The organism is Streptomyces sp. NPDC017991 (genome assembly GCF_044328075.1).
GTDB lineage: Bacteria > Actinomycetota > Actinomycetes > Streptomycetales > Streptomycetaceae > Streptomyces.
This window is the reverse complement of record NZ_JBIRGP010000011.1, coordinates 347,805-372,027: the sequence shown is the minus strand read 5'-3', so window position 1 is coordinate 372,027 and position 24,223 is coordinate 347,805. Positions and strand designations below refer to the sequence as shown.

The following is a 24,223-nucleotide window of genomic DNA, read 5'->3' as shown; positions in this document are numbered from 1 at the left end:
GGACAAGACGGGCAAGACGGTGAAAGCGATCCGGTCCGCGCCGAACGCCAACGCGTCCGCTTACGACGGCGGGCCCGACTCAAGGCCGCTCTGCTCGGACGGTCGCGCGGCGGGCTGACCAGCAAGGTCCACCTGGCTGCCGACCGGCGTTGCCGGCCGATGGCCCTCCTTCTGACCGCCGGGCAGGCCGCCGACAGTCCCCGGTTCATCCCGGTCCTGAGCAAGGTACAGGTCCGCCTGCCCGTCGGCCGTCCCCGCACCCGGCCGGACGCCGTGGCCGGCGATGAAGCTTCTTCCTCGCGCGCCAACCGCGCCCACCTGCGCAAACGCCGCATCAAGGCAGTCATCCCGGAGAAGAAGGACCAGGCCGCCAACCGCAGGAAGAAAGGCAGCCGTGGCGGCAGGCCCCTCGCCCACGACACCGATCTCTACCGTGACCGCAACACGGTCGAGCGGGCCATCAACAGGACGAAGGACTGGCGAGGCATCGCGACCCGCTACGACAAGACGCCCGAGAGCTACCTCGCCGGACTCCATCTCCGCGCAGCCACCATCTGGATCAGCAACCTCCTCATAGCCCAATGATCACAACTGGAGACAGTCCCTAGTCCCGCCAGCATCTCTGCTTCCATGCGCTTCAGCTCTCGCTCGACCAGTCCCAGTACGTGCTGATGTTGTTCTGTGCTTGAACGAAGGCCGCATTGGGCTCAGGTATTTTCTCGCCGCGCCGGTGGGTCCCGATGCAGTCGATCGCGTGCTTGAGCACGGCAAGGATGATCGGTGAAGCTGCGTCGTACTCGTCCCGATTCGGTTGGTCGAAGACGGTGTAGTGCCACTCCTCCAGGATGCTCACGGTCTTCGCGAGGCGCTCCCGGAGGGCCTTGTCGCGGAAGAGGGGTGACGTCAGCTTCAGTGCGTCGAGCTGATCGGCCACGATCTCGGTCCATGCCCCGTCTGAGACGGGCTCAGTGCGAAACTGACGCAGGAGCGTCAACAAGGCCCGACCACATTCCTTCGTGGCGTAGTCAAGCTGGGCTTCCTTGTGCTGCCTCTCCACCTGGTAGCGGATGCCGAAGAAGGCAACGGTCGCGCCCAGGAGCGTTCCTACGACCCCAAAGACGGCGCCGAGACTGTCCTTGTCCAAGCCCAACAGGGCGAGCGTTTGGTGATCCACTGCCACATCATGCCGACAGGGCCATCCTCCCGGGGCTGATCCCGCCAAGTCCTTGCTCGCCGGCCCAGCTCCACCGACTTGAGCGAAGGGGCGTTCTATCCGAACGGGTTGCCACCCTGTGCCTGGACTCCGGCAGTGACTGCCGCCAGATAGGCGGCGTACGTCTCCCGCTGGTTCCACGTGAAGAGGACGGTCCGCGAGTTGTTCGCGATGGCCTTCTGTGCCTCGGCGGTCGCGATCCGGAGCTGTCCGCGGTCCTGCTCGGTGGCGAGTTGTACGTACCCGTTCACGAGGCGGGTGGGCTCCTTGGACTGCACCTTGATGACGTCGCCGAGCGGGATCATGGAGTCCTTGGCGCCGGTCACCTTCCCCATGAGCTTGCGCTTGATCTCGGCGCGATCTGCGTGCAGCGTCACCGTCGCGACGTAGCCCTTGAAGACCTGGGGCTCAGGCTGGGGCGCAGGCGCACCCTTGGAGAGGTCGTATGCCATCAGATCAGTGTGCCGCTTTGTCTGTCGATCTGTGCAAGGTATGTCCGTGCTTGCACGGTGGCGCGCTGGTGGAGAAGGCGTGGCCGGCCTGATTCCTCGCGCGTATGGAGTCGACGGGTGACTGGGCAGGCTCTGACGGGCGTCACGTCTGGAAGACTCATTCGCCCAGAACCAGGGGAGGCGTCGTGAAGATCGAAGAGCGGGACTCGGCGAAGAGCTATGCCGAGAGCAAGGGCTGGACGCTGGAGACGGCTCAGATGTCGTGGCAGGGGATCACCACGTTCATCGACCGCTGGGCGAAGCCGGACACGGACACGACCGTCACCGTGGTCTGGGTGCACTCCCCGAACGTGTACGCCAACCCGTACTGGGCCAAGGGTCACTGGGAGGCTCAGGAGAAGAAGGGGCGCATCGAGTCGATGATGTCGGCACCGCACGTGAAGGCCGTGAGCCTCCAGCGCGCTCTGGATGGCCTGGCCCTCGCCTGACGGACGTCAGGCGATGTAGCGGGTCGCGGTGACCTCTCTCGGCATTTTCTTGGACCACCTGTCTTCTTGACCTTGCAATCAACGGACACCTGTGGGGGGCGTAGCAACGGAAATCATCCGTCAATGAGCCTGGGGAGAATCTGGGGAGTTTCGGCCGGCCTGCCGATCCCCCCGCTCCCCGAGCAATCCATCGATGGCGGTGCGCCCCTTGCTTCCGGCCTCCGGCATGAAGTGAGCACAGTAACCGAGGGTGATCACGGGCGAGGAGTGCCCGAGCCACCGCGCCAAGGTCACGACGGACTCTCCGACCTCCAGCATGAGCGAGGCATAGGAGTGCCTTGTGTCCGCAGAGGCCGTGTTCGGAAGATCCCGTGTGGCGATCGAGCAGGTGCGTCGGCGCGAGAAGTTTCGCGACGCTGATAGCGGCGTGTGTTGCATTCCGGCGTTTCAGGTGTGGTGCAGTTCACTGTGTTGATGTGGATCTCAAGGCCGCAGTGCCCGCCGATGCCGAACTCGGCGGGCACTGCGACTGCGCCGGGTAGCGAGCAGGCACGAAGCCCTGGGATTGGTCGAGCATGAAGGGGGAACCTGGTTCCTCGGGTGTCCAGCCTCCGGCGCGAGCCGTGCGAATCGTGGCGGCCACCTCCGCGGGCAGTACGGGCCCGGCGGGGATTTCGAACCAGTTGCTCGGATGCGGCTGGTTGGTGGTGACCACCAAGGTGGTGCCTGGCGTTTCGGCATGTTCGACGGCGTAAGTCAGCGGACTCCAGACCAATCCCTGGTCATAAGTTGGCCGCCCTCGGGTTCTCCATCGGTAGGTGACGCCGTCGACGGTGATGCGGCGTGAGCCCTTCTTGACCAGTGCCATGGCCTCCTCTTTCTATCGGCTGGAGAGTAATCAATGGCCCCTGCTGTGTCGTGTGGATTCCCGCTGGTCTCTGCCTCTGGCCGCGTCAGCTGCAGGTTCCGATCATGGTGGTCCGCAATCCGGCTACTTCTCCCGGCGCGAACCTAGCGGAAACCACGTCACGGCCGTCGCGTTCCCGAGAACCTGCCACACTCCGGCCCGCCGACGCTCCAGGCTGAACCTCGACGAGGCATTGCCCCCTACGGGTCGTACTCCGTTTCCATGCCGCCAGCAGCCGGGTCACGCAGGTCCGCCTCATCCCACCGCCGGGAACGGATGGGAGGAAGCTGCACTGGCCCAGAACGTTGAGGTGTCTGGCCTTCAGTGGGGACAGTCGGGTTAGATCCTCGTCCTGCACCTGCGTGCCAGCCCTACGCAGCCGGTGAGCACGGACCTGACCGGCGCGAACGGCAAGGTGCGAACCTGAGGCTCACGGCCCCGGCGAGGTCACTGCATAGCGCAGAGTCGAAATACTGCCTCTTCACCAGTTAAACGACTCCAACTGCTACGCACTCACCCGCCGCAAGCGGCGGCTCTGACGGATCTGCGCCATTGTTCCCAGGTTCCTGGACAAGCCGCCAGTCGTCGCCCACAGATACCGATCGCTCCCGTACTCCTGCCCCGTATTCAGAGGGCCACCGGCTCTGACCAGACAACCGAAATGAGATCCGCACCGGCCAGGTCGGCCTTTGTGAGCGTCGCCCCGCCCAAAATGGCCTCGATGAGGTCGGCTTGGTTGAGGTGAGCGCCAGCGAGGTGGAGGCCGTGGAGGTCGAGTTTTTTCCGAGGGTCGACGTGGGTGCGTGATTCGGTTCGGGTGAGGACGGCTTGTACGTCAGCGTCCGGCTCGGTGGGCAGCGGGCCGCGGTGGGGGGCGTCGGAGTCGGGCGGGGGCGGGCGGGGGCGCGGTTTTGGGGGCATGTCGGCGGATGAAGTGGCCCAGGACGCGGGCGGCGTCGGTTGCGGCTTGTTCGGGGGCGTCCTGGACGACTCTCGATAACCGAAATAAAACGTACCGACGTTCGCCATGTCATCGAATTCTCGATCCTCGGCATAAGGCACCCGGTAGCGAACGCACTCAGCGAGAGAAGTCGGTCTCGGTTTCAGGCGGTGCCGCCATGGCGCGACCTCCTGACGAAGCCCGCGTTCCATAGCCGCTCCACCAAGCTGGCCGCACACCTTCTGCCAGCAATAAAGCTCATCCAGGCGGCGTCCGAGCCTACAGACCAATGCGTCACCAACGTGCTCGCGCGCGGACGCTGACACGCACCACAATGCCGTCGGCCGCCGGTCCCTAGCCACTGTTGTCAGTTCTCGAAAAACGGCTGCGATGGCCACGTCCTTCTTCGCGAAGCTCACGCAGTTCAATGTCAGCGACCCTTGCCGGCAGGGGCCGAAGCAGACCTGAGCGCGTCCGAGTAACCCAGCGGCACGGCCTCCTGATTACACGTCAGTAGGGTCAGCATTGGGTCAGCATTCGGTTTGCCAGACCTGGCCACAGACTGCCAAACCCGCGACTCGCTGCCCGAGTCCGCAGCCCCTGAACCGTGCCTCGTCGCTCATCCAGGGGCACCCTCATCCGCCGCACTCGCAACCGCCCCGAGCTGCGACCCTGACGACAGCAACCGCGCTGGTCAGCGCGCCCGTCCCCGCGGTTTCAGCGGCACAGGCGGCAAGTTCGGTGCCGAGAGCCGGTCACCGTCGTAGCCCTTCACCTCGCCGAACCGCGACCCCGTCGCCCAGTCGGCGCGGGCCTGTTCGATCTCGGCCTGGGAACGGCCGATGAAGTTCCACCACATAACAAGTGTTTCGCTTCTTTGCGCAGGTCAAAGGCGTCTCAGTCCTCAGCGGTTCAGCAAACCGTCAGCATCGGACCTGAGGAGTCGGCGACACGATGGCGAGCAAGACCCTGGCTCACGGCATGGGCTCATTCTTCAAGGACTGCGAGCATGCCCAGTCGAGATGGCCGAGGTGCCCGCACCTCTATAAAATCCAGTTCCGCAACGCCGCTGGGAAGCAGACCGTCGAGTCCGGGTTCAAGACCGACGTTGCGGCGATCACGCGTTTGACGGATATCTGCAACGCGAAGAAGGCCGCACCCAGCCGCACGGGTAGGGCGGTTCGTGTTGCGAAGTATGGGGGCGTTGCGGTTGGAGGAGTATGCGAGGGAGTGGCGGGAGAGTCAGCGTCATCTGGAGGGGTCGTCTCTGCGGCATCTGGATTTGCTGTTGGAGCACCACATCTTTTCGGCGTTGGGGAGCCGGCGGATGGATGCTTTCGACCACAAGGTGGTGGACGGTTTCATCAAGACGATGGAGCGCAGTGGGGCGGGGTTGGCGACGCAGTCGAATGCGTTCGACAAGGTGAAGTCGATTCTGCTGGATGCCCACCGGCTGGGGCTCTACGACGGCAGTCCGCTGGGGGGTGTGAAGCCTCCGCAGTACAACCCGGCGAAGGCGGTCATCCCGTCGGTGGCACAGTTGGCCCAGATACGCGAGGCCCGGCGACGACACCTTCCGGCTGATCGCCGATCTGATGAGCGGCTGCGGGCTGCGGGCTGCGGGCTGCGCAATGGCAACGCGGCCGCCGTCAATCTACGCGGCATGGTGGCGCATGACGTGTACCGAATCTTCGAGCAGGCCGTTGCCGTGCTACTACCTGGACAACCGGTGGATGCGCATCAAGAAAGCCGGCGAGGCCGAGATCCCTGAGGGGATGGTCGTGTACGGGATGCGGTACTTCTTCGCGTCCAACTGCCTGAGCCACAACATTCCCATCACGGACGTTGCCGAGTGGATGGGCCACAAGAGCATCGACATCACGTACAAGATTTACCGACACCTCCTCCCCGGCTCCATCAGCGCCGCTGCCAAGGTTCTCGATATGGGATTGATCGCATAGCTAGGTCACATACGGCGGCCAGCGAAGCCTTGGTGCGCTCAAACCTTTTGCACGCCAGGATGTTCCAGGCGAGTACACAGCAATGAAGGCTTCACAGCGTCGCGGTCCTGGATGTTCACCGCGCCCACGTGAGCCAGCAGCAGGTCCACCCTGTCCGTGACAATGGGCCCTTTCCAACCTCCCATGACAGCCAGTCAGCTGGGTCGGCAGACAGACGAAGTCCTTGGTAGACGGGTTTTCGACCAAGACAACCATCTCCACCAGAGGCTTCGCACGCTTGCCCACCCGTCCGGCGTCGACATGTCCAGTTCTGCCCCGCGCTTCCCCGCCGCCCGTCTGAGGGAACACCGCCGCACTCCTGGAACCCGACGGCGCCGCCTGAACGCAGGCCGACAAGCTCTGCTCGCCCTCGCCCACCTGCGCAACGGCCAGCCCTACGCCCAGCTCGCGGCCGGATTCGGGATCGGCACCACCACCGCCTACCGAGACAACACCGAGGCCGCCAACCTCTTGGCCGCCCTCGCCCTCACCCTCACCACGGTCGACGGCGTGCGCATCGTGACCTTGCACGGTGGTCTGGACAAGGATGCGCGCGAGCCGGTGCACGATACGCGGTGAGCGCAGCGGGCCGGGCCTCCCCCCAGGCCGGCCTGCTGGTCCTGCCCGGCTGTTGGTGGAGGCCGTGGCGAACTCGGTGCCGGGCTCTCAGCCGACGACGACCTCCTCTTCGGAGATGATGCTTCCAAAGCTGTTCAGGTCGATGAAGTTTTTGTGGTCCGGGTCGACGGTCTTCAGCCAGTTCTCGCAGGAGAAGAGCGCATTGAGGTCGTCCATCGTGTCGAACCATGTCTCGACCACCGAATCGTAGTCCGGTTCGGGGTAGTTCGGCGCGGGGACGGGATACGACACCACGAAGCGGCGGATGTACTGCTGCGCCTCCGGGACGGACATGAGGAGCGGCCTGTGGACGTTCCGCTGGTAGTGAGTGAACTCGTCATGAGTCATGCCCTCGCGACGCTTCAACGTGATGACCAGTTTGATCATGATGCCTGTCCGCTTCTGTTCGATGAGTGATGATTCGCCGGCCCGGTATCACCAGCCAGCGAATGTGCCGATACGCGCGCCGGGACCGGTCGGGTGCACACCACCGTTGACGGCAGGCCCTCGGCGGCGGGGACTGCGGTATCGGTGATCTGCGCGTTGTCCATGGCAGCAAGCCTGCGCCCGGCCGCGGAGCCGATCCAGGCACCGGCGGTACCTGGATCGGCTCCGCAGCACCCACGCACACTGGAGGTATGGACAGAGGAGAGCTGGCCCGCTTTCTGCGTGGCAGGCGCGAGCACATCACCCCCGCCGACGTGGGTCTGCCCGCCGGGCCGCGCCGCCGCACACCGGGGCTGCGCCGCGAGGAGGTGGCACAGCTGGCGTTCATCTCGACCGAGTACTACACACGCCTCGAACAGGCCCGCGGCCCGCGCCCCTCGCGCGAGGTCCTGGCCGGCCTGGCCCGGGCCTTGCGCCTGTCGGACGCCGAGCGCGACCACCTGCACCACCTCGCCGGCGCACCCTCCAGCCCGCCGGCCGGGCCCCCGCACGAAGTGCCGCACAGCATCCTCGACCTGTTGCGGCGGCTGCCGCACACCGCGGCGATCGTGCTCTCCGCGACCTACGAGGTGATCGCCTGGAACGATCTGGCCGCCGCCCTCCTGGAGGACTTCTCCCCTCTGCCCCGGCGCGAGCGCAACCTCGTGCGCCGTGCCTACCTCGCACCGCCCTCGCGAAAGCGACCACCGTACGACCCGTTCGACGCGGAGGCGTTCGCCCGCGCCGCGGTCCGGCGCCTGCGCGCCGCCGCCGCCCGCTACCCCGACGACCGCGAGGTGGCCACGCTGGTGGGCGACCTCCTTGCCGGCAGCGCGGAGTTCGCCCGGCTGTGGGCCGCGCACGACGTGCGCCCCGAGCCCACCCTGCTCAAGACCGTCGATCACCCATTGATCGGCTCCATCACCCTCAACTGCACCTTCCTCGACATCGCCGGCCGGGACCAGCAGATCGTGCTCTTCACGGTCGAGCCCGGCTCTCCCGCACAGGAGGCGCTGCGGCTGCTGTCGGTCATCGGCACACAGCGCATGGATGTATCCGGCTGAGGATTCCTCGCGGAATGATCTTCGTGTGCCATGGTGGAAGTGCAGGTAACCTCGTTCTTCAGCGCCTGGCACTCAGTGATTCCTTTACAACCTGCCTGTGAGGTAAGGCGGTTGGGCTGGCTACGTGGTGAAGTCCTTGGTAGCTGGGTTTTCGACCAAGAGAACCGTCTCCATCAGAGGCTTCACACGCTTGCCCACCCGTCCGGCGTCGACATGTCCAGTTCTGCCCTTCGCTTCCTCACGCAGCAGTTGCGGCTGCACCGCCGCGCGATCGGTTCGCGTTGGCGGCGCCTGAGCGCTGGCCGCCAAGCCCTGCTGGCGCTCGCCCATCTGTGGGTGGCACACACTTACGCCCAACTTGCGGCCGGGTTCGGCGTCGGAACCACAACCGCATACCGCTATGTCACCGAGGCTGTCGAGCTTCTGGCCGTCCTCGCCCCCAACCTGGCCGACGCGGTGCGCACCGCGTCGGTGAAGGCGTTCGTGATCCTGGACGGCACGCTGCTGCCGATCGACCGTATCACCGCGGACCGGCCGTTCTGCTCCGGCAAACACAAGCGGCACGGGGTGAACGTGCAGGTCATAGCCGACCCCTTCGGCCGACTGCTGTGGGCCTCACCGGCCATGCCCGGCGCCGTCCACGACATCCGCGCGGCCCGTGAACACGGCATCATCGACGCCCTCGCCGAAGCCGGCATCAAGTGATGGGCCGACAAAGGCTATCGGGGCGCCAGCGGCACAGTCCGGATCCCCTACCGGGGCCGGTGGGAGACCCTTTCCACAGGCCAGAAGGCGGCGACCCGGTCCCATGCAAAGATCCGGGCCCTCGTCGAGCAGGCCATCGCCACCCTCAAGTCCTGGAGACTCCTCCGCAAACTGCGGTGCTCGACCACCCGGATCACCAGCCTCGTCCAGGCCATCCTCACCCTCCATCTGGCCAGCTCAGAATGAAGATGGAAAAGGCTTAGTCATGCCGCTTTTCGTTGTGTCCGTACGGAACAGCTTCAAGCCAACATCCCCGCTCTCACATCGGAGATCAACAACGTCGGGCGGGTGGAAATTTGTTTCCGCAATGACCGTTAAGCCTGTGAAGAACGCGTACTGAACGACCGGTCGACCGGGTCAGCGGCCCCCGGCGCACGGCACGAGCCCCCCGGGCTCCCGCGCGTTCCGTCGGCACACCTCCTCCTGCCAGCACGCCTGTCGGACACCCTGCAGGTCTGCCAGAGCAGCGCGACCGCCCCTGAGCGTGCGAGAAATCAGCTTGCTCGGAGAACCCAACGAGTTGTGCCATCTAGATGACGGGAACGTCAGTCACGAGCCGATTCCCGGTCAACATCCACCACGCCGGCCACTGATGCCGACTTCCAGCACCACCGAATAGTTCGCATCACCCCGGCGGTTGAAGATCTCCAGTCGGTGCCGCTGTCGGCACCGGTGTAGGTGCCGGTGCGACAGCGGCCGAGTGGGATGTCATCCGAATGTGGCGACCAGGCGTCCGATGACCTCGCCGCGTTCGAGTCGGCCGATCCCTTCGGCGATGTCCTCGAAGCCGATCTCGGTGATCCGCGAGGACAGCTTGCCCTCGGCGACGAGGTCCAACACCGCCGCGCAGTCCTCCTTGGAACCGGCCTGCGAGCCGACGAGTTCGACCTCGTTGAGGGTGAGCGCCTGGAGGTCGATCTCGCCGCGGGCGCGGCCGAGGCCGACCTGGACGATCCGTCCGCCGCGTCGGACCGAATGGATCGCGCCGTCGGTGGTCGTCCCGAACCCGGCGAAGTCGATGACCACGTCGAGGCTCTCGCCGGCGAACTCGGTGATGTCGGTGGCGACCCTCTCGGCGCCGAGCGAGCGGGCGAAGTCGTGTACACGTTCGTTCTTCTCGGCGACGAACAGCCTCGCGCCGAGTGCGAGCGCGGTCTGCGCGCCGAGGGAGCCGAGCCCCCCGAGGCCGATGATCCCGACCCGGGAACCGGCGGAGACCTTACCCTGCACCGAGACCGCGTGGTAGGAGGTGAGACCGGCGTCGGTGGCGGCTGCCGCCTGGTCGAACGGCACCCCGTCGGGCAGTGCGACGACGAGTCGCTCCAGGACGACGACCTCGTCCGCGAAGCCGCCGTTCTTCGATGTCCCCGGTCCCTCGATGGCGGCGGGGATGACGACCTTCTGGCCGACGGTGAACCGGGTCACGTCGGATCCGATGGCCGAGACGACGCCCGCGATCTCGTGACCGAGCGTGATCGGACTGAACGGGAGCAGTGGCGTCAGCGTGCCGTCGAGGAACCCGACGTCGCTGTGGCAGAGACCGGCGGCGCGGACGTGCACGACGAGTTCGTCCGCAGCCGGCGTTGGGGTCGGCACCTCCCTCAGGGTGAGTGGCTTACCGACTTCGGTGAACTGCCATGCGCGCATCGTCTGCTCCTTGGACGCTTGTCTCCTGGTGACGGCCGCACGGTGCGGGCGGCCATCGGACCTTTTTGGTACCGCATCCCAAAAGTACTTCACTACGCTCGGGTGATGACGACTTCCCGCGCCCGCCGGGGGCGACCGCCCGCCTCGACCCGCGAAGCCCTTGAGGAGGTCGCCTTCGAGCTGCTGCTCCGGGACGGCTACGAGGCGACGACGCTCCAGGCCATCATGACCGCCGGTGGAGTCGGGCGTTCGACGCTGTTCCGCTACTTCGGCTCGAAGGCGGGGATCGTGTGGGGCGAGTTCGACCGTGCCGTCGAGCGGCTGCGGTCGGCTCTCGACGACGCCGATGACGTGCCCGTGATGGCGGCCGTGCGGGCGGCGGTCGTCCGGTCGACGCACCTGTCCCGGGCGGCGGCGCCGGACTCGTGGCTCGACCGGTTCCGCGTCCTCGACCAGGATGCCGCGCTCGCCGCGGAGGCCGCCGCGCACTGGCGCGTATGGGCCGAGGTGGTGAGCCGGTACGCGGCCGAACGCACCGGACTCGACGCGAACGCCCCGACCCCGGCCGCGATCGGCGGCGCCGTACAGGCGGCCTACGTCGCGGTACTCAGGCGCTGGGCCGAGGCGGACGGGGCCGCCGCCGAGGACGCCGTCGACATCGATGAGCTGAACGCCGCGCTGCGTCCGGTCACCGACGCCTTCCAGGTGGTCCTGGACGGTGCGACGCGGGGCTGAGCCAGCGCGCCCGAGGCCGAGGTGTATTTTTGGGACTGGGTTCCGAAATTCGGATGCTCCCCCAGGACCACACAGGACGAAGGAGTCCCCTCATGAGCCGTCTGGACGACAAGGTCGCGATCATCACCGGAGCGGGCCGGGGCATGGGCGCCGCGCACGCCCGCCGCTTCATCAAGGAGGGGGCCAAGGTCACCCTCACGGACGTCAACGAGGCCGCCATCCGGGAACTCGCCGACGAGCTCGGCGACAGTGCCCGGTACACGGTGCAGGACGTCACGAAGTCCGACGACTGGGCGCGTGTCGTGGCGGAGACCGAAGCGGCCTTCGGTGACGTCACCGTCCTGGTGAACAACGCGGGCATCCTGGGTCCGATCGCCAAGACGGCGGACCTCGACGAGGACGACTACCTCAAGGTGTGCGCCATCAACCAGCACTCCCAGTTCCTCGGGATGAAGGCGGTCATCCCGTCGATGCAGCGTGCGGGCATCGGGTCGATCGTGAACATATCGTCGCTGGCAGGACTGCGGGCGAACTATGGATTCCCCAGCCTCGCCTACGTCGCGAGCAAATTCGCCAGCCGGGGGATGACAAAGGCCGCGGCCCAGGAGTACGGCGGTGACAACATCCGCGTGAACTCCGTGCACCCCGGCTTCATCAACACGCCGATGATGGTCGAGGCGACCGACGAGGGGGGCGGCGACGCCCTGGCGCAGATCTTCCTCGGCCGGCTGGCGGAACCGGACGAGGTGTCGTCGCTGGTGCTGTTCCTGGCGTCCGACGAGTCCTCCTACATCACGGGCGCCGAACACAAGATCGACGCGGGCATGTCCGCCTCCTGACCCCACACCGCCGTACGCCGCCCCCGCAGCGGCTGCCGCGTCCGGGTGGCCCGCCCGGTTCGGCCCTGGAGGATGGCGAGCCAGTCGTTCAGCAGGCGGTCGACCGCGCCGGGGCGTTCCTGGTGGGCCACCCAGTGGCCGCAGCCGCCCCGGAGGTGGGATGCCGACCGGTCCCCGGCCTGGTCCCCGGTCCGTCGTAGTTCGGGCGTTGAGCACCTGCCGGGCCGAGTCCCGTCTTCCACCTGGCTAGGCTGTAACCAGGCGGAAAGGCGACTGATGGAGACACGACCGAAGGACACCGGTGCGGGAAACGGGCGGGAGCGCAGCCAGCGCGGGCAGGGGGCACAGCTCCGCCGGGAGATCGTGGCCGCCGTTCAGCATCTGCTCGCGGAGTGGGGCAGCGCCGACAAACTGACCATGCGCGCGGTCGCCAAGGAAGTGGGGATCTCGGCTCCGAGCATCTACCTGCACTTCGCCGACAAGACGGAGCTGGTGTGGGCGGCCCTGGCCGACAGGTACGACGAACTCGTCGCGCAGATGGCCGCCGCCGAGGCCCGGGCCGGCACGGACGCCCGGAACGGGCTGCGGGCTCAGGCGCATGCCTACTGCCTGTTCGCGATGAACAACCCGGGCCACTACCGGCTGATGTTCGAAGTGCGCCAACCGACGGTGGAGCCCTCCAGGATCAGCGGTCACCCCGCCCGACATGTTTCGGCCAGCTTCCGTGCGGCCCTGCACAGGTGCCGGGAGACCGGGTACACCCTGCCTCTGCCGATCGAGCAGGCTGCGCAGACCCTGTGGGCCGCACTGCACGGCATGGTGGCGCTGCATCACAGCCTCTACCACGACGAATCGTCCGAGACCCTGACGTTGCACCTGGCGGACGGGATGGTCGACTCGCTCGTCGTGGACCCGTCCGGCATGCCGTCACACTCCCCCACCGCCGCTCCCGAGACAGAGGCTTCCCGCCTGATCAGGGGCCTTCTCTCACCGACGCAGCCGTAGGGGAACCCGCGTAATCCGGCCAGGCCGCCACACGCGGCGCCCTCGTGCGCGCGCCCGCCCGTGCCGTAGGCGGATCCCGAGAAGCTCATAATTCCCGCACACCTCCAGGGGCCGGTTGCCGGTCCCCCCGTCCAGGAGTACAGTCCCCGCTGAACTTAGTTAGGTTACAGAGGCAACTACCTCTGCACGCCTAACTCACGTCGCCCTCACAGGGCTTGACGGAGGTGGTCCCCCATGCAAATTTCCATCGACTTCGACAAGTGCTGCGGTGCCGGCCAGTGCGTACTGGCCGCCCCCGAGGTCTTCGACCAGCGGGACGAGGACGGCATCGTGGTGCTGCTCGACCCCGACCCGCCCGCCGAGCAGTACGAGAACGTCCATCAGGCCGCCGCGGTCTGCCCGGCGGTCGCCATCCAGGCGCGACAGTGAGGCGCGACGCGCCCTCCCGGATCGCCGTCGTCGGCGCCTCGGCCGCCGGCCTCAGCGTGGTGGAGGGGCTGCGGCGCGAGGGCTACACCGGACGTCTGGCACTCATCGGCGAGGAAACGCATCTGCCCTACGATCGGCCGCCGCTGTCGAAACAGCTCCTGTCCGGCACGTGGGACGCCGACCGGCTGCTCCTGCGCGCGTCCGACGCGATCGAGGCCCTCGACCTGGATCTGCGGCTCGGCACCCCCGCCGTCTCGCTGGACACCGGCGCCGCCGAGGTGGTGTTGAGCGACGGCAGCCGTGTCCCGTACGACGCGCTCGTCGTGGCCACCGGCACCAGGGCCCGCCGACTGCGCGGTACCGAAGGAGTGAGCGGGGTGCATGTCCTGCGCACCCTGGAGGACGCCCTCGCCCTGCGCGAGGAACTGGCCACCGAACCGCACCTGGTCGTGGTCGGCGGCGGCTTCATCGGTGCCGAGGCCGCCGCGGTGGCCCGAGGGCTGGGCTGCGAGGTCACTCTGGTCACGGACACGGCCCAGCCCATGGGCGATGCCCTCGGTGACGACCTGGGGTCCCTGCTTCGCGCCGTCCACGTGGAACACGGCGTACGCGTGGTGACCGGCGTCCTGGTCGACCAGGTCCTCACAGCCGGCGGACGGGCCACCGGGATTCGTCTCGCCGACGGCCGCACCGTCGCCGCGGACGCCGTACTGGTCGGCATCGGCGCACAGCCGAACGTGGAGTGGCTCGCCGACAGCGGGGTTCCCGTCGCGGCCGGCGTCCTGTGCGACGCCACCCTGTACGCCGGCCACGGGGTCTGGGCGGCCGGGGACGTCGCCGCCTGGCCGCACCCGCTCACCGGTGAGCCGACCCGCGTCGAGCATCGTACGAACGCCGCCGAACAGGGCCTGGCCGTCGCCCGCAACGTGCTCGCCGGCCCGGAGCACGCGACCCCCTTCGAGACGGTCCCGTACGTCTGGACCGACCAGTACGACCTCAAGATCCAGATCTACGGCCGTACCCGGGGCGCCGACGAGATCCGCGTCGTCGAGGGCGGCATCGCCGAACGCAGGCTGGTCGCCCTGTACGGCAGGAACGGCCGGGTCTGCGCCGCGGTCGGCGTCAACATGATGCGGGCCCTGCGGGGCTACCGCGCGCAGGTGGCCGACGCGGCCCCACTCGGAGCGAGGAGCGTGGCATGACGAGCAGTCAGAATCTACGGGCCGGCGTGGTCGGTCTCGGCATGATCGGCGGCGGTGTGGCCGTCAGCCTGGCCCGCAGCGGCCGCGTTCCGGCTGTCCACGACATCCGGCCGGACGCCTCGGCGAAGCTGGCCGGTGTCCCGGACCCCCTGGGCACCCCTGCCGACGTGGCCGCCGCCAGCGACGTGGTGATGGTCGCGGTCGTCGACGCGGACCAGGCACGCGAGGTGATCGGCGGGGAGAAAGGTCTGCTGTCGGCCGCGCATCCGGGGCTGGTCGTCGTCCTGCTGGCCACCGTCGCCCTGCCGGTCGTGCACGAGCTGGGAGCCCTGTGCGCCCGGCACGACGTGGGCTTCCTCGACTGCGGAGTCACACCGGGCGACAAGGCCGCCGAGAACGGCATGGTCGCCATCGTCGGCGGCGAGCGGGCCACCCTCGACGCGGCGATGCCCGTGCTGGACGACTGGGCCAAGAAGATCGTGCACTGCGGCCCGCCCGGCGCCGGCATGGCCACCAAGATCGCCCGCAACATCATCACGTACGGCAGTTGGCGCACCGTCGCCGAGGCCGCCGGACTGGCGCGCGCCGCGGGGGTGGATCCGGCCCGCCTCGCGGAAGTCATCGACACCGCGGACCCCGAGGGGCGCACCCTGCTGCAACTCCTGCGCATGCACGGCCCCGACGGCTCCCTGCCCGAAGCCGTCGGCCGGCAGATCGAGCCGTTGATGACCAAGGATCTCGACGCCGCCCGCGACCTGGCCGGCACGCTCGGTGTCGATGTCCCCCTGGTCGAAGTGGTCCGCGCCCGAGCCCGTCAGACGCTGGAACTGGGTGCGGAACCGTCTCCCGCAGAGGGCGATCTGCACCAGTACGGCCTGGACATGATGGACCAGGTGTACGGCCCCGGCTTCAGCGGCGCGGTCCAGGGCAGCAGTGACCCCTTCACCGATCAGACCGTCGACTACCTCTTCGCGCAGGTGTGGAGCCGCGAGGGCCTGTCCGTCCGCGATCGCCGGCTGCTGACCCTCGGCGTCGCCGCCACGGTCGGCCGCCCCGAACTCATCCAGATCATCGCCAACGGTGGCCTGGTCAACGGTGAATTGACCCCCGACGAACTGCGGGAGGCCGTACTCCACCTGGCCGTCTACACCGGCTGGTGCAAGGCCACCGCCACCCAGGCGGGCATCACGGCCGCCATCGCCGCGCACACCGCCGCCCCCTCCCCCACAGCGCAGGAGCAGAAGTGACCGAGCCTCTCATCGACCAGCCCGTCTACCGCAGCCCGAACCGCCCCCTCGACCCGCCGGCCGAGTACACCCGGCTGCGCGAGGAGCAGCCCATCGTCAAGGTCCGCTTCCCCAACGGTTCGAGCGGCTGGATCGTCACCCGCTTCGAGGAGGGCAGCCAGGTCTTCACCGATCCGCGGCTCAGCGCACGGCGACCGCGCCACGACACCCCCGAGGGCGAGGTCGACGAGGCGGGCGAGAGCGCGCCCTTCGACGCGGGGTTCGTGATGATGGACGAACCCGAGCACGGCGCCTACCGCCGGCTGCTCACCGCGCGCTTCACCCCGAAGTCCGTACAGAACAAGCTCCAGCCCTATATCGACAAGATTGTCGACGAGCACCTGGACGCCATCGCCGCGGGACCGAAGACCTTCGACTTCGTCAAGGCCATGGCACTGCCCATTCCCTGCCTGGTGATCTGCGAACTGCTCGGCGTGCCCTACGCGGACCGTGACGGCTTCCACGAGGCCACCGTGGACCTGATGGACATGGGCAAGAGCCGTGAGGTACGCGACAAGGGCGCGCACTGGCTGATCGACTACATCACCGGACTGGTCGCCGACAAGCGCCGCACCGGAGCCACCGACGGCATCCTCGCCGAACTCGTCAACAAGGCCGAGGGCGACGACGCCGTGCTGACCGAGCGGCAGCTGATCGGCCTCGGTGTGCTGCTGCTGTTCGCCGGCCACGACACCACGGCCGCCATGATGGGGCTGTCCACGCTCACGCTGCTCACGCACGACGAACAGCGCAAGGAGCTGACGGAACACCCCGAGAAGATCGGGACGGCCGTCGAGGAGCTGATGCGCTACCTGACCATCGTGCAGTTCGGCCTGGGCCGGGTGGCCAAGGAGGACCTCGAACTCGGCGGAGCGCACATCAAGAAGGGCGAACTGGTCGTGGTCGCGATGAACGCCGCCAACCGCGACCCCCGTGCCTTCCAGGACCCCGACACCCTGGACATCGACCGCAAGATGGCCCGCCACATCGGCTTCGGGTACGGCGTCCACGCCTGCCTCGGCCAGAACGTCGCCCGCGCCGAACTGAAGACCGTCCTGCCCAAGCTCTTCCAGCGCTTCCCCGACCTGCGGCTCGCCACCCCGCTGGAAGAGGTCCCGATGGACTTCACCGGCACCAACTACGGCGTCCGCAAGCTCATGGTCACCCGCTGACACCGCGCTGACCGCCGGACCGGGCCGGGCGGCGGTCGGTGTGCTGTACCGCGGGCCGGGCCCGCGGTACAGCACACCTCGGGCTGTTCAGCGGCCGACGGTCCGCCAGACGGTCTTCGTCTCCAGGAACGGGGTGATACGGGCGAGGCCCGGCAGCGCGTTCCAGTCCGGGGACGGTGCCGGGCGGAGCACCCGGGTGAGGGTGGCCGCCGCCGCGGTCTCCAGCTGTGCGGCGAGGTCTCCCGCTCCGGCCAGGTCGAGCGCGTTGACGTCGGCGTGCGCGGCCAGGGTCGGGGCGATCTCTGCGGTGCGGCCGGTGAGGATGTTGACGACCCCGCCGGGCAGGTCGGAGGTGGCGAGTGCTTCGGCGAGGGTGACGGCGGGAAGCGGGGCGCGTTCGCTCGCCACCACGACCGCGGTGTTGCCCGCGGCGATCACCGGGGCGACGACCGAGACCAGCCCGAGCAGCGGTGAGTCCTGAGGGGCGAGGACCGCTACGACGCCGGTGGGTTCGGGGGACGAGGTGTTCTCGTAAGGGCCCGACACCGGGTTGCCGCCGCCCAGGACCTGCGCGATCTTGTCGGTCCAGCCCGCGTAGTAGACCCAGCGGTCGATCGCGGCGGAGACGACCTCCTGGGCCGCCGCCTCGTCGAGGCCCTGCGCGTCGACGGTCTCCTGGACGAAGTGGGCGCGGCGGCCCTCCATCATCTCGGCGATCCGGTAGAGGATCTGGCCCCGGAGCTGGGCCGTGCGCGAGGCCCAGGGACCGAACGCGGAACGCGCCGCGACGACGGCGTCCCTGGCGTCCTTGCGTGAGGCGAGCGCGGCGTTGGCCAGGTGGGCGCCGTCCGATGAGGTCACGGGGATGCTCCTGCCCGACTCGGAGCGGGGGAAGGCGCCGCCGAGGTAGAGCTTGTAGGTCTTGCGCACCGGCAGCCGCCGGGACTGCGGAGCCGTCGGTGCGGGGTCGAGTGCCGTGACCGTGTCAGCCATTGAGGTACGCCTCCAGTCCGTGCCGTCCGCCCTCGCGCCCGTAACCGGACTCGCGGTAGCCGCCGAAGGGGCTCGTGGGGTCGAACTTGTTGAACGTGTTGGACCAGACCACCCCGGCGCGCAGCCGGTTCGCGGTCCAGGGGATCCTGCTCGCCTTCTCCGTCCAGATGCCCGCGGAGAGACCGTAGGGGGTGTTGTTGGCCTTCTCGACGGCCTCTTCCGGGGTGCGGAAGGTCAGGACGGAGAGCACCGGGCCGAAGATCTCCTCACGGGCGATCCGGTGTGCCTGGGTGATCCCGGTGAACACGGTGGGCGCGAACCAGTAGCCCCGGGAGGGCAGTTCGCAGGACGGGGACCACTGCTCGCCTCCCTCGTCCCGGCCGGCCCGGGCGAGGTCCTGGATACGGGCGAGCTGGGCGGCGGAGTTGACGGCGCCGATGTCGGTGTTCTTGTCCAGCGGGTCGCCGAGCCTCAGCAGGGCCACCCGTTCCTTGAGCCGGTGCAGCACCTCCTCGGCGACGGACTCCTGGACCAGCAGCCGGGACCCGGCGCAGCACACGTGCCCCTGGTTGAAGAAGATCCCCGTAACGATCCCTTCCACCGCCTGGTCGAGCGCCGCGTCGGCATAGACGATGTTCGCGCCCTTGCCGCCGAGTTCGAGGGTGACCCGCTTGGACGTGCCGGCGACGGTCCTGGCGATCTCCCGGCCCACGTCGGTGGAGCCGGTGAACGCCACCTTGTCCACGCCGGGGTGGGCGACGAGCGCCCGGCCGGTGGCACCCGCACCGGTGACGATGTTGACTACGCCGGGCGGCAGTTCGGCCTCTTGGCAGATCTCGGCGAAGACCAGGGCGGTCAGCGGAGTGGTCTCGGCGGGCTTGAGGACCACGGTGTTGCCCGCCGCGAGCGCCGGGGCGATCTTCCAGGCGAGCATCAGCAGCGGGAAGTTCCACGGGATGACCTGGGCCGCGACGCCGAGCGGCCGCGGGGCGGGGACGCCCGGCGAGGCGAAGGGGAGTTTGTCGGCCCAGCCCGCGTAGTAGAAGAAGTGCGCGGCAGCCAGGGGGATGTCGACGTCCCGGGTCTCCTTGATGGGCTTGCCGTTGTCGAGGGACTCCAGCACGGCGAGTTCGCGGGCCCGGTCCTGGATGATCCGGCTGATCCGGTAGAGGTACTTGCCGCGCTCGGAGGGGCTCGTCCGGGACCACACGCCGTCGTAGGCGCGGCGGGCCGCGGCGACGGCGCGGTCCAGGTCGGCCTCGGTGGCGACGCTCACCTCGGCGAGCTTCTCCTCGTCGGCCGGGTTGACGCTGACGAGGGTCTGTTCGCCGGGCTCGGTGAACTCGCCGTCGACGAAGAGTCCGTAGGAGGGCCGCAGGGAGACGACGGCCCTCGATTCGGGTGCGGGAGCGTAGAGGAGGGCTCCGGTTCCGGAGTCCTGCGGGGCGGGGACGGTGTGGGGCGTGGGACGGTCGGACATGCGTACTCGATCCCTTTCAGTCCGCTGAGTAGTAGTCGGGACCGGGGTACGTGCCGGTCGTCAGCTTCGCCCGCTGCATCAGCAGATCGTTGAGCAGGCTGGAGGCACCGATGCGGAACCAGCGCGGGTCGAGCCAGTCGGGCCCTGCCGTCTCGTTGACCATCACGAGGTTGCGCAGGGCGTCCTTGGTGGTGCGGATCCCGCCGGCGGGTTTGACCCCGACCTGGCGGCCGGTCGCGGCCCGGAAGTCACGGACCGCCTGGAGCATGATCAGGGTGACGGCGGGGGTCGCGGCGGGCGCGACCTTGCCGGTGGACGTCTTGATGAAGTCGGCCCCGGCGTGCATGGCCAGCCATGAGGCGCGGCGCACGGCGTCGTACGTGGCCAGTTCGCCGGTCTCCAGGATGACCTTCAGATGGGCCGCCGGGCCGTCCGGCCGGTGGCAGGCCTCCTTGACGGCGACGATCTCGTCGTACACCTTGCGGTAGTCCCCGGCGAGGAAGGCTCCCCGGTCGATCACCATGTCGATCTCGGTGGCGCCGTCGGCGACCGCGTGCCGGGTGTCGAGGAGACGGACGTCGAGCGGTGCGCGGCCCGCAGGGAAGGCGGAGGCGACGGACGCGACGCCCACCGGGGTCGGCTCCAGGGCGCTTACCGCGACGCGGACGAGGTCCGGGTAGACACAGACGGCGGCCACCGGCGGAACCGTGCGGTCGGTGGGGTCAGGGAGCAGGGCCTTCGTGCACAGGGCCCGCACCTTGCCGGGGGTGTCCGCGCCCTCCAGGGTCGTCAGGTCGACCATGCGGATGGCCAGGTCGATGGCGCGGGCCTTGGCGGTCGTCTTGATCGAGCGGGTCGCCAGGTCGGCCACACGGGCGTGGACGCCCGCCTCGTCGACGCCAGGCAGAGAGTCCAGGAGGGCACGCAGCGCGGCGTTGCTGTTCGCGGGGGCCGGGGGTGCCTCGGTGGCGGGGCCGGCGGTGTCAGGCACGGGAACCTCGCTTCTCTATGAGCATGTTGAGGATGAGCGCGACCACGAGGATCAGTCCGGTGACGACCATCTGGAAGAACGAACCGAGACCCATCAGATTGCAGAGGTTGCGCAGCACGGACAGAAGCAGCACGGCGACGAAGGTGCCCATGACGCCGCCGCGTCCGCCGAAGAGGTTGGTGCCGCCGAGGACGACGGCGGCGATGGCGTCCAGTTCGAGGCCGTTGAACGCGGTGGGCTGTCCGATGGTGAGCCGTGAGGTGAGCAGGACCCCGGCGAGGGCGGAGAGCGCGCCGGAGAGGGCGAAGACCGCGGTGATCACGCCGCGCACCGGCAGTCCGGAGAGGCGGGCGGCTTCCTTGTTGCTGCCCACGGCGTAGATGTACTCGCCGAACGTCGTCCCGCGCAGCAGCAGCCCGGCAGCGACGGCGACGGCGACGAAGATCAGGCCGACGATGGGTACGTACCCGACGAATCCGCCGCCGAGGAGCTGGAAGGCGTGCGGGATCTCGCCCCCGGCCGGCTCGCCGTCGGTCAGCAGGTAGGTCAGACCGCGGATGGCGGTGAGTCCGGCGAGGGTGGTCATGAACGCGGGCAGCGAGAGGTAGGCGGAGAGCCCGCCCATCAGGGCACCGAAGGCGGCTCCCGCGGCCAGGCTCACCACGATGGCCAGCACGAAGTTGATGTCGTGGTCGATCAGCAGGGCGACGGTCATGCCGCCGAAGGCGGCGACGCTCCCCACCGACAGGTCGATCCCGGCGGTGAGGATGACGAGCGTCATGCCGACGGCGACGATGCCCGTGAGCGCGGACTGCTGCAGCAGGTTGGACATGTTGCGGACGGTGAGGAACTCGGGGGCGAGCAGGCTCGCCACCACGCACAGGGCCAGGAAGACCAGTACCAGGTTGAACCTGACGATGAGGTCGGCGCCCCGCCACCGGGGCGAGGGGGGCCGCGGACTCCTGTCGCCGGGGGCCGATTTCGGGTCGGCCACCGTGGTGGATGTGCTCATGAGGGTGCTCCAGGGGATGTCGCTCTGGTGGGTGTCGCACCGGTGATGACGGTGTGCGCGATGGTGCTCTCGTCGGTGGTGCGGGGGTCGAAGCAGGCCACGTTGCGGCCTTCGTGCAGGACCCAGACGCGGTCGGCGTTGGCGGTCAGTTCGCTCAGTTCGCTGCTGGCCAGCAGGACGGCCACGCCCTGGTCGGCGAGGTGGCGGACCTGGCGGTAGAGATCGGCCTTGGCGCCCACGTCCAGACCTCGGGTGGGTTCGTCGAGCAGCAGGACCCGTATGTCGCCCCTGGTGATCCACTTGGCCAGTACGACCTTCTGCTGGTTGCCGCCGGAGAGCTTGCCGACGGGCTGGTCCGGTGAGGAGCACCGCACGCCGAGATCGGTGATGACGGGGGAGGCGAGCCGGCGGCCGAGGCGTCGGGGGAACAGCCAGGGCGGGCGGTTCAGTGCGGTGACGGCGGCGTTCCGGGCGACGGACAGGTCCAGCATCAGCCCTTGTTCCTTGCGGCTCTCCGGGACCAGGGCCAGACCGGCCCGTACGGCGGCGGCGGGGCTGCTCAGCCGCAGGACCTTGCCGTCGACGGCCACGGAGACGGTGGCCCGGGTGTCCGCGAACAGGGCTTTGAGGAGGGTGGTGCGGCCGGCGCCGCCGAGCCCCGCGAGGCCGACGATCTCGCCCGCCCGGACCTCGATGTCCTTGATGTCGATCAGTCCGGGGCTTGTGGCGGAACGTATCTCCAGGAGGGGCGGGCCGTCGGGCCTGGGCCGGTCGGTGGTGCTGACGAGTTCCCGGTTCTCGCCGATCATGTCGGCGACCAGTTCGTCCGCCGTCGTGGTGGCGAGATCCCTGACGGCGACCGAGCGGCCGTCGCGCATCACGGTGGCGCGGTCGCCGATCTCCATGACCTCGTCCAGGCGGTGCGAGATGTAGATGACGGAGCGGCCCTGTGCGGTGAGGGAGCGGATCACTTGGAACACCGTGCGCAGATCGCTCTCGCCGAGGGTGGCGGAGGGCTCGTCCATGACGATGAGCCGGGCGTCGGCCGTGAGCGCCCTGGCGATCGCGGTGAGCTGCTGCGCCGCGATGGGCAGGTCCCGGACAGGGGTGTGGACGGAGAAGTCCCCGCCGACCCGGGCGACGGCGGCCCGGGCCAGTTCGGCGCGCTCCTTGCGGCGTACGACGGGACCCCAGGACGGGGCGTGGCCGAGCAGCAGGTTCTGGGCGACCGTCAGGTCGGGTACGAGGTCCAGTTCCTGGTAGATGACGGCGATGCCGGCGGCCAGTCCCGCCTGGGGGCCGGCCAGGGTGACCGGTTCGCCGTCGAGCAGGATCTCGCCCGCGTCCGGCCGGTAGGAACCGGCCAGGATCTTCATCAGGGTGCTCTTGCCCGCGCCGTTCTCACCGAGCAGGCAGTGGACCTCACCGGGGCGCACGACCAGGTCGGCGCCGTCGTTGGCGAGGGTGCCGGGGAATCGCTTGACGATGCCGCGCATGACCAGCCGCGGTGTGTCCGGGGCGGCCTGCCGGGCACCGGTGTCGTGAGGGCTCACGGCTCCTCCTTTCTGGCTCTTTGCGCTCACAGCTCCTCCCGCTGGTGTGTGCCGAGCAGGTGGGACGCGGTGTGCTGGTCGGTGACGAGGGTGTTGCACAGGCCGCTGGAGACCACGGCCGCGCACACGGCGTGCTTCGCGGTGCCCGAGACGACGGCCACGGAGACGGCGCTGTTGCGCAGGTGTTCCAGCGGGAGCCCCAGGGTGCGGTCGTCGAGCGGCTGGTCGACGATGGCTCCCCGGGCGTCGATGAAGCGGCCCGCGACGTCGCCGACGGCTCCGGCGGCGGCCAGGGACGCCAGGTCGTCGGCGGTCAGGTATCCGGAGCTGACCAGCACCGAGTCGGCTCCTATGCCGCCGGGGCTGAAGAGCACGGTGTCCGCGGCGGCCGCCTGGTCCAGGACGTCGGCGACCGCGCTGTCCTGCTCCAGGAGCCGCCGGGTGGTCTCCTGCTCCACGATGGACGGCACCGGCAGGACGCTGAGGGTGCCCTGTGCCAGGTGGGCGATCCGACCCGCCATGTCCTGGGCGGAGGTGGGGGTGCGGGAGCGGCTGAGTCCGCCGTTGATCTGGACGACGTGGACACCGGTCGCCCAGCCGGGGTGGAGGCGGGCGGCGAGCAGGTCGAGGGTGCGGCCCCAGGAGACGCCCAGTTGGCGCGGGGCCGGCTGGAGCCGGGCGAGGTAGTCGGCGCCGGCCTCGGCCACCCTGGCGCGCAGCCGTTCGTCGTCCGCGCGGTCGCCGGCGACCACGACGGCGTCACGCAGCCCGAAGACGTCGCGCAGTCGTTCCTCCAGGCTCCGCATACGGGCCTTGGGGTGGACGACCTCGATGCGTACGATCCCCGCGTCCCGGGCCTCGGCGAGCAGCCGGCCCACCTTCCAGCGGGTGAAGTGGAGTTCCTCGCCGATCTGTTCCTGGGTGCGGTTCTGTTCGTAGTACAGGGAGGCGACCTGGTAGAGCAGGGCCTCGTCCTCGATGTTGGTCATCCGGACCTCCTTGTCCG

22 protein-coding genes and 6 pseudogenes are annotated in these 24,223 nt (G+C 68.7%); 14 read left to right on the top strand and 14 right to left on the bottom strand.

Going from position 1 to position 24,223, the window contains the following annotated elements; translation table 11 throughout:
- Positions 1 to 57: 57 nt before the first annotated feature.
- A pseudogene (locus tag ACH4DZ_RS30670) lies at positions 58 to 585 on the top strand (IS5 family transposase); the annotation flags it as partial.
- Positions 586 to 637: 52 nt separating this feature from the next.
- Here ACH4DZ_RS30670 and ACH4DZ_RS30665 read toward each other — a convergent pair.
- Both ACH4DZ_RS30665 and ACH4DZ_RS30660 read right to left on the bottom strand, forming a co-directional pair.
- Positions 638 to 1,174 (bottom strand): hypothetical protein, encoded by a 537-nt coding sequence (locus tag ACH4DZ_RS30665; protein ID WP_398290630.1) that lies wholly within the window; start codon positions 1,172 to 1,174, stop codon positions 638 to 640.
- A gap of 95 nt (positions 1,175 to 1,269) precedes the next feature.
- Positions 1,270 to 1,665 (bottom strand): hypothetical protein, encoded by a 396-nt coding sequence (locus ACH4DZ_RS30660; protein ID WP_398290629.1) that lies wholly within the window; start codon positions 1,663 to 1,665, stop codon positions 1,270 to 1,272.
- A 185-nt stretch (positions 1,666 to 1,850) separates the two neighbouring features.
- Between ACH4DZ_RS30660 and ACH4DZ_RS30655 the strand changes: the two genes are divergently transcribed.
- On the top strand, positions 1,851 to 2,153 hold the full coding sequence (locus tag ACH4DZ_RS30655; RefSeq protein ID WP_398290628.1) for a hypothetical protein: 303 nt from the start codon (positions 1,851 to 1,853) through the stop codon (positions 2,151 to 2,153).
- A gap of 120 nt (positions 2,154 to 2,273) precedes the next feature.
- Here ACH4DZ_RS30655 and ACH4DZ_RS30650 read toward each other — a convergent pair.
- The 4 genes and pseudogenes from ACH4DZ_RS30650 to ACH4DZ_RS30635 all read right to left on the bottom strand — a co-directional run.
- Positions 2,274 to 2,492: pseudogene (locus ACH4DZ_RS30650) on the bottom strand (site-specific integrase); the annotation flags it as partial.
- A 214-nt stretch (positions 2,493 to 2,706) separates the two neighbouring features.
- Positions 2,707 to 3,021: pseudogene (locus tag ACH4DZ_RS30645) on the bottom strand (hypothetical protein); the annotation flags it as partial.
- Positions 3,022 to 3,687: 666 nt separating this feature from the next.
- Positions 3,688 to 4,419 carry a pentapeptide repeat-containing protein gene (locus ACH4DZ_RS30640; RefSeq protein ID WP_398290627.1) on the bottom strand — a complete coding sequence of 244 codons (732 nt, stop codon included), beginning with the start codon at positions 4,417 to 4,419 and terminating at the stop codon, positions 3,688 to 3,690.
- A gap of 275 nt (positions 4,420 to 4,694) precedes the next feature.
- Positions 4,695 to 4,871: pseudogene (locus ACH4DZ_RS30635) on the bottom strand (pirin-like C-terminal cupin domain-containing protein); the annotation flags it as partial.
- Positions 4,872 to 5,327: 456 nt separating this feature from the next.
- Between ACH4DZ_RS30635 and ACH4DZ_RS30630 the strand changes: the two are divergent.
- From ACH4DZ_RS30630 to ACH4DZ_RS30620, 3 genes and pseudogenes are all read left to right on the top strand, one after another.
- On the top strand, positions 5,328 to 5,771 hold the full coding sequence (locus ACH4DZ_RS30630) for a hypothetical protein (RefSeq protein WP_398290626.1): 444 nt from the start codon (positions 5,328 to 5,330) through the stop codon (positions 5,769 to 5,771).
- Positions 5,734 to 5,961, top strand: coding sequence for a hypothetical protein (locus ACH4DZ_RS30625; protein ID WP_398290625.1), 228 nt, complete (start codon positions 5,734 to 5,736; stop codon positions 5,959 to 5,961). Before ACH4DZ_RS30630 ends, ACH4DZ_RS30625 begins: the two co-directional genes overlap by 38 nt.
- A gap of 300 nt (positions 5,962 to 6,261) precedes the next feature.
- Positions 6,262 to 6,495 (top strand): annotated as a pseudogene (locus tag ACH4DZ_RS30620) (transposase family protein); the annotation flags it as partial.
- 171 nt (positions 6,496 to 6,666) lie between these two features.
- Here the strand turns inward: ACH4DZ_RS30620 and ACH4DZ_RS30615 are convergent.
- Positions 6,667 to 7,005 carry an EthD domain-containing protein gene (locus tag ACH4DZ_RS30615; protein ID WP_398290624.1) on the bottom strand — a complete coding sequence of 113 codons (339 nt, stop codon included), beginning with the start codon at positions 7,003 to 7,005 and terminating at the stop codon, positions 6,667 to 6,669.
- 251 nt (positions 7,006 to 7,256) lie between these two features.
- Between ACH4DZ_RS30615 and ACH4DZ_RS30610 the strand changes: the two genes are divergently transcribed.
- Positions 7,257 to 8,108, top strand: coding sequence for a helix-turn-helix transcriptional regulator (locus tag ACH4DZ_RS30610; RefSeq protein ID WP_398290623.1), 852 nt, complete (start codon positions 7,257 to 7,259; stop codon positions 8,106 to 8,108).
- Positions 8,109 to 8,321: 213 nt separating this feature from the next.
- Positions 8,322 to 9,059 (top strand): annotated as a pseudogene (locus ACH4DZ_RS30605) (transposase family protein).
- Between the two features lie 522 nt (positions 9,060 to 9,581).
- Here the strand turns inward: ACH4DZ_RS30605 and ACH4DZ_RS30600 are convergent.
- Positions 9,582 to 10,520: a zinc-binding dehydrogenase gene (locus tag ACH4DZ_RS30600; protein WP_398290622.1), complete on the bottom strand. Its 939-nt coding sequence runs from the start codon at positions 10,518 to 10,520 to the stop codon at positions 9,582 to 9,584.
- A gap of 105 nt (positions 10,521 to 10,625) precedes the next feature.
- Between ACH4DZ_RS30600 and ACH4DZ_RS30595 the strand changes: the two genes are divergently transcribed.
- From ACH4DZ_RS30595 to ACH4DZ_RS30565, 7 genes are all read left to right on the top strand, one after another.
- Positions 10,626 to 11,255: a TetR family transcriptional regulator gene (locus tag ACH4DZ_RS30595; RefSeq protein ID WP_398290621.1), complete on the top strand. Its 630-nt coding sequence runs from the start codon at positions 10,626 to 10,628 to the stop codon at positions 11,253 to 11,255.
- A 92-nt stretch (positions 11,256 to 11,347) separates the two neighbouring features.
- Positions 11,348 to 12,094, top strand: coding sequence for an SDR family NAD(P)-dependent oxidoreductase (locus tag ACH4DZ_RS30590; RefSeq protein WP_398290620.1), 747 nt, complete (start codon positions 11,348 to 11,350; stop codon positions 12,092 to 12,094).
- Positions 12,095 to 12,370: 276 nt separating this feature from the next.
- A complete protein-coding gene (locus tag ACH4DZ_RS30585; RefSeq protein ID WP_398290619.1) occupies positions 12,371 to 13,099 on the top strand; it encodes a TetR/AcrR family transcriptional regulator in 729 nt (242 codons plus the stop codon).
- A 234-nt stretch (positions 13,100 to 13,333) separates the two neighbouring features.
- The gene (locus ACH4DZ_RS30580; RefSeq protein ID WP_398290618.1) at positions 13,334 to 13,528 is read left to right on the top strand and encodes a ferredoxin; all 195 of its coding nucleotides are present in this window, start codon (positions 13,334 to 13,336) and stop codon (positions 13,526 to 13,528) included.
- A complete protein-coding gene (locus tag ACH4DZ_RS30575) occupies positions 13,495 to 14,730 on the top strand; it encodes an NAD(P)/FAD-dependent oxidoreductase (protein WP_398290673.1) in 1,236 nt (411 codons plus the stop codon). Before ACH4DZ_RS30580 ends, ACH4DZ_RS30575 begins: the two co-directional genes overlap by 34 nt.
- The gene (locus tag ACH4DZ_RS30570) at positions 14,727 to 15,977 is read left to right on the top strand and encodes an NAD(P)-binding domain-containing protein (protein WP_398290617.1); all 1,251 of its coding nucleotides are present in this window, start codon (positions 14,727 to 14,729) and stop codon (positions 15,975 to 15,977) included. The genes ACH4DZ_RS30575 and ACH4DZ_RS30570 overlap by 4 nt, the downstream gene beginning before the upstream one ends.
- Positions 15,974 to 17,188 (top strand): cytochrome P450, encoded by a 1,215-nt coding sequence (locus tag ACH4DZ_RS30565; protein ID WP_398290616.1) that lies wholly within the window; start codon positions 15,974 to 15,976, stop codon positions 17,186 to 17,188. Before ACH4DZ_RS30570 ends, ACH4DZ_RS30565 begins: the two co-directional genes overlap by 4 nt.
- Before the next feature lie 87 nt (positions 17,189 to 17,275).
- On the opposite strand, the gene ACH4DZ_RS30560 is transcribed toward ACH4DZ_RS30565, so the two are convergent.
- Genes ACH4DZ_RS30560 through ACH4DZ_RS30535 form a run of 6 tightly spaced genes read right to left on the bottom strand, consistent with a single transcriptional unit; the run spans position 17,276 to position 24,206 of the window.
- Positions 17,276 to 18,181 (bottom strand): aldehyde dehydrogenase family protein, encoded by a 906-nt coding sequence (locus ACH4DZ_RS30560; protein ID WP_398290615.1) that lies wholly within the window; start codon positions 18,179 to 18,181, stop codon positions 17,276 to 17,278.
- Positions 18,174 to 19,661, bottom strand: coding sequence for an aldehyde dehydrogenase family protein (locus ACH4DZ_RS30555; protein WP_398290614.1), 1,488 nt, complete (start codon positions 19,659 to 19,661; stop codon positions 18,174 to 18,176). Before ACH4DZ_RS30555 ends, ACH4DZ_RS30560 begins: the two co-directional genes overlap by 8 nt.
- A gap of 16 nt (positions 19,662 to 19,677) precedes the next feature.
- Positions 19,678 to 20,652 carry a deoxyribose-phosphate aldolase gene (gene deoC / locus ACH4DZ_RS30550; protein ID WP_398290613.1) on the bottom strand — a complete coding sequence of 325 codons (975 nt, stop codon included), beginning with the start codon at positions 20,650 to 20,652 and terminating at the stop codon, positions 19,678 to 19,680.
- Complete coding sequence (locus tag ACH4DZ_RS30545) at positions 20,645 to 21,664, bottom strand: ABC transporter permease (RefSeq protein WP_398290612.1); 1,020 nt, start codon at positions 21,662 to 21,664, stop codon at positions 20,645 to 20,647. The genes deoC and ACH4DZ_RS30545 overlap by 8 nt, the downstream gene beginning before the upstream one ends.
- Positions 21,661 to 23,217, bottom strand: a complete 1,557-nt coding sequence (locus ACH4DZ_RS30540) for a sugar ABC transporter ATP-binding protein (RefSeq protein ID WP_398290611.1) — start codon at positions 23,215 to 23,217, stop codon at positions 21,661 to 21,663. Before ACH4DZ_RS30540 ends, ACH4DZ_RS30545 begins: the two co-directional genes overlap by 4 nt.
- A gap of 26 nt (positions 23,218 to 23,243) precedes the next feature.
- Positions 23,244 to 24,206: a sugar-binding transcriptional regulator gene (locus tag ACH4DZ_RS30535; RefSeq protein ID WP_398290610.1), complete on the bottom strand. Its 963-nt coding sequence runs from the start codon at positions 24,204 to 24,206 to the stop codon at positions 23,244 to 23,246.
- Between the last annotated feature and the right edge of the window lie 17 nt (positions 24,207 to 24,223).

What these genes read in the sequence shown, in the direction of transcription:
- ACH4DZ_RS30535 (WP_398290610.1), bottom strand. Translation starts at nt 24,206, where the DNA reads ATGACCAACATCGAGGACGAGGCCCTGCTCTACCAGGTCGCCTCCCTG.
- ACH4DZ_RS30610 (WP_398290623.1), top strand. Translation starts at nt 7,257, where the DNA reads ATGGACAGAGGAGAGCTGGCCCGCTTTCTGCGTGGCAGGCGCGAGCAC.
- ACH4DZ_RS30625 (WP_398290625.1), top strand. Translation starts at nt 5,734, where the DNA reads ATGCGCATCAAGAAAGCCGGCGAGGCCGAGATCCCTGAGGGGATGGTC.
- ACH4DZ_RS30590 (WP_398290620.1), top strand. Translation starts at nt 11,348, where the DNA reads ATGAGCCGTCTGGACGACAAGGTCGCGATCATCACCGGAGCGGGCCGG.
- ACH4DZ_RS30570 (WP_398290617.1), top strand. Translation starts at nt 14,727, where the DNA reads ATGACGAGCAGTCAGAATCTACGGGCCGGCGTGGTCGGTCTCGGCATG.
- ACH4DZ_RS30600 (WP_398290622.1), bottom strand. Translation starts at nt 10,520, where the DNA reads ATGCGCGCATGGCAGTTCACCGAAGTCGGTAAGCCACTCACCCTGAGG.
- ACH4DZ_RS30580 (WP_398290618.1), top strand. Translation starts at nt 13,334, where the DNA reads ATGCAAATTTCCATCGACTTCGACAAGTGCTGCGGTGCCGGCCAGTGC.
- ACH4DZ_RS30595 (WP_398290621.1), top strand. Translation starts at nt 10,626, where the DNA reads ATGACGACTTCCCGCGCCCGCCGGGGGCGACCGCCCGCCTCGACCCGC.
- ACH4DZ_RS30555 (WP_398290614.1), bottom strand. Translation starts at nt 19,661, where the DNA reads ATGTCCGACCGTCCCACGCCCCACACCGTCCCCGCCCCGCAGGACTCC.
- ACH4DZ_RS30615 (WP_398290624.1), bottom strand. Translation starts at nt 7,005, where the DNA reads ATGATCAAACTGGTCATCACGTTGAAGCGTCGCGAGGGCATGACTCAT.
- ACH4DZ_RS30545 (WP_398290612.1), bottom strand. Translation starts at nt 21,664, where the DNA reads ATGAGCACATCCACCACGGTGGCCGACCCGAAATCGGCCCCCGGCGAC.
- ACH4DZ_RS30585 (WP_398290619.1), top strand. Translation starts at nt 12,371, where the DNA reads ATGGAGACACGACCGAAGGACACCGGTGCGGGAAACGGGCGGGAGCGC.
- ACH4DZ_RS30560 (WP_398290615.1), bottom strand. Translation starts at nt 18,181, where the DNA reads ATGGCTGACACGGTCACGGCACTCGACCCCGCACCGACGGCTCCGCAG.
- ACH4DZ_RS30630 (WP_398290626.1), top strand. Translation starts at nt 5,328, where the DNA reads ATGGATGCTTTCGACCACAAGGTGGTGGACGGTTTCATCAAGACGATG.
- ACH4DZ_RS30660 (WP_398290629.1), bottom strand. Translation starts at nt 1,665, where the DNA reads ATGGCATACGACCTCTCCAAGGGTGCGCCTGCGCCCCAGCCTGAGCCC.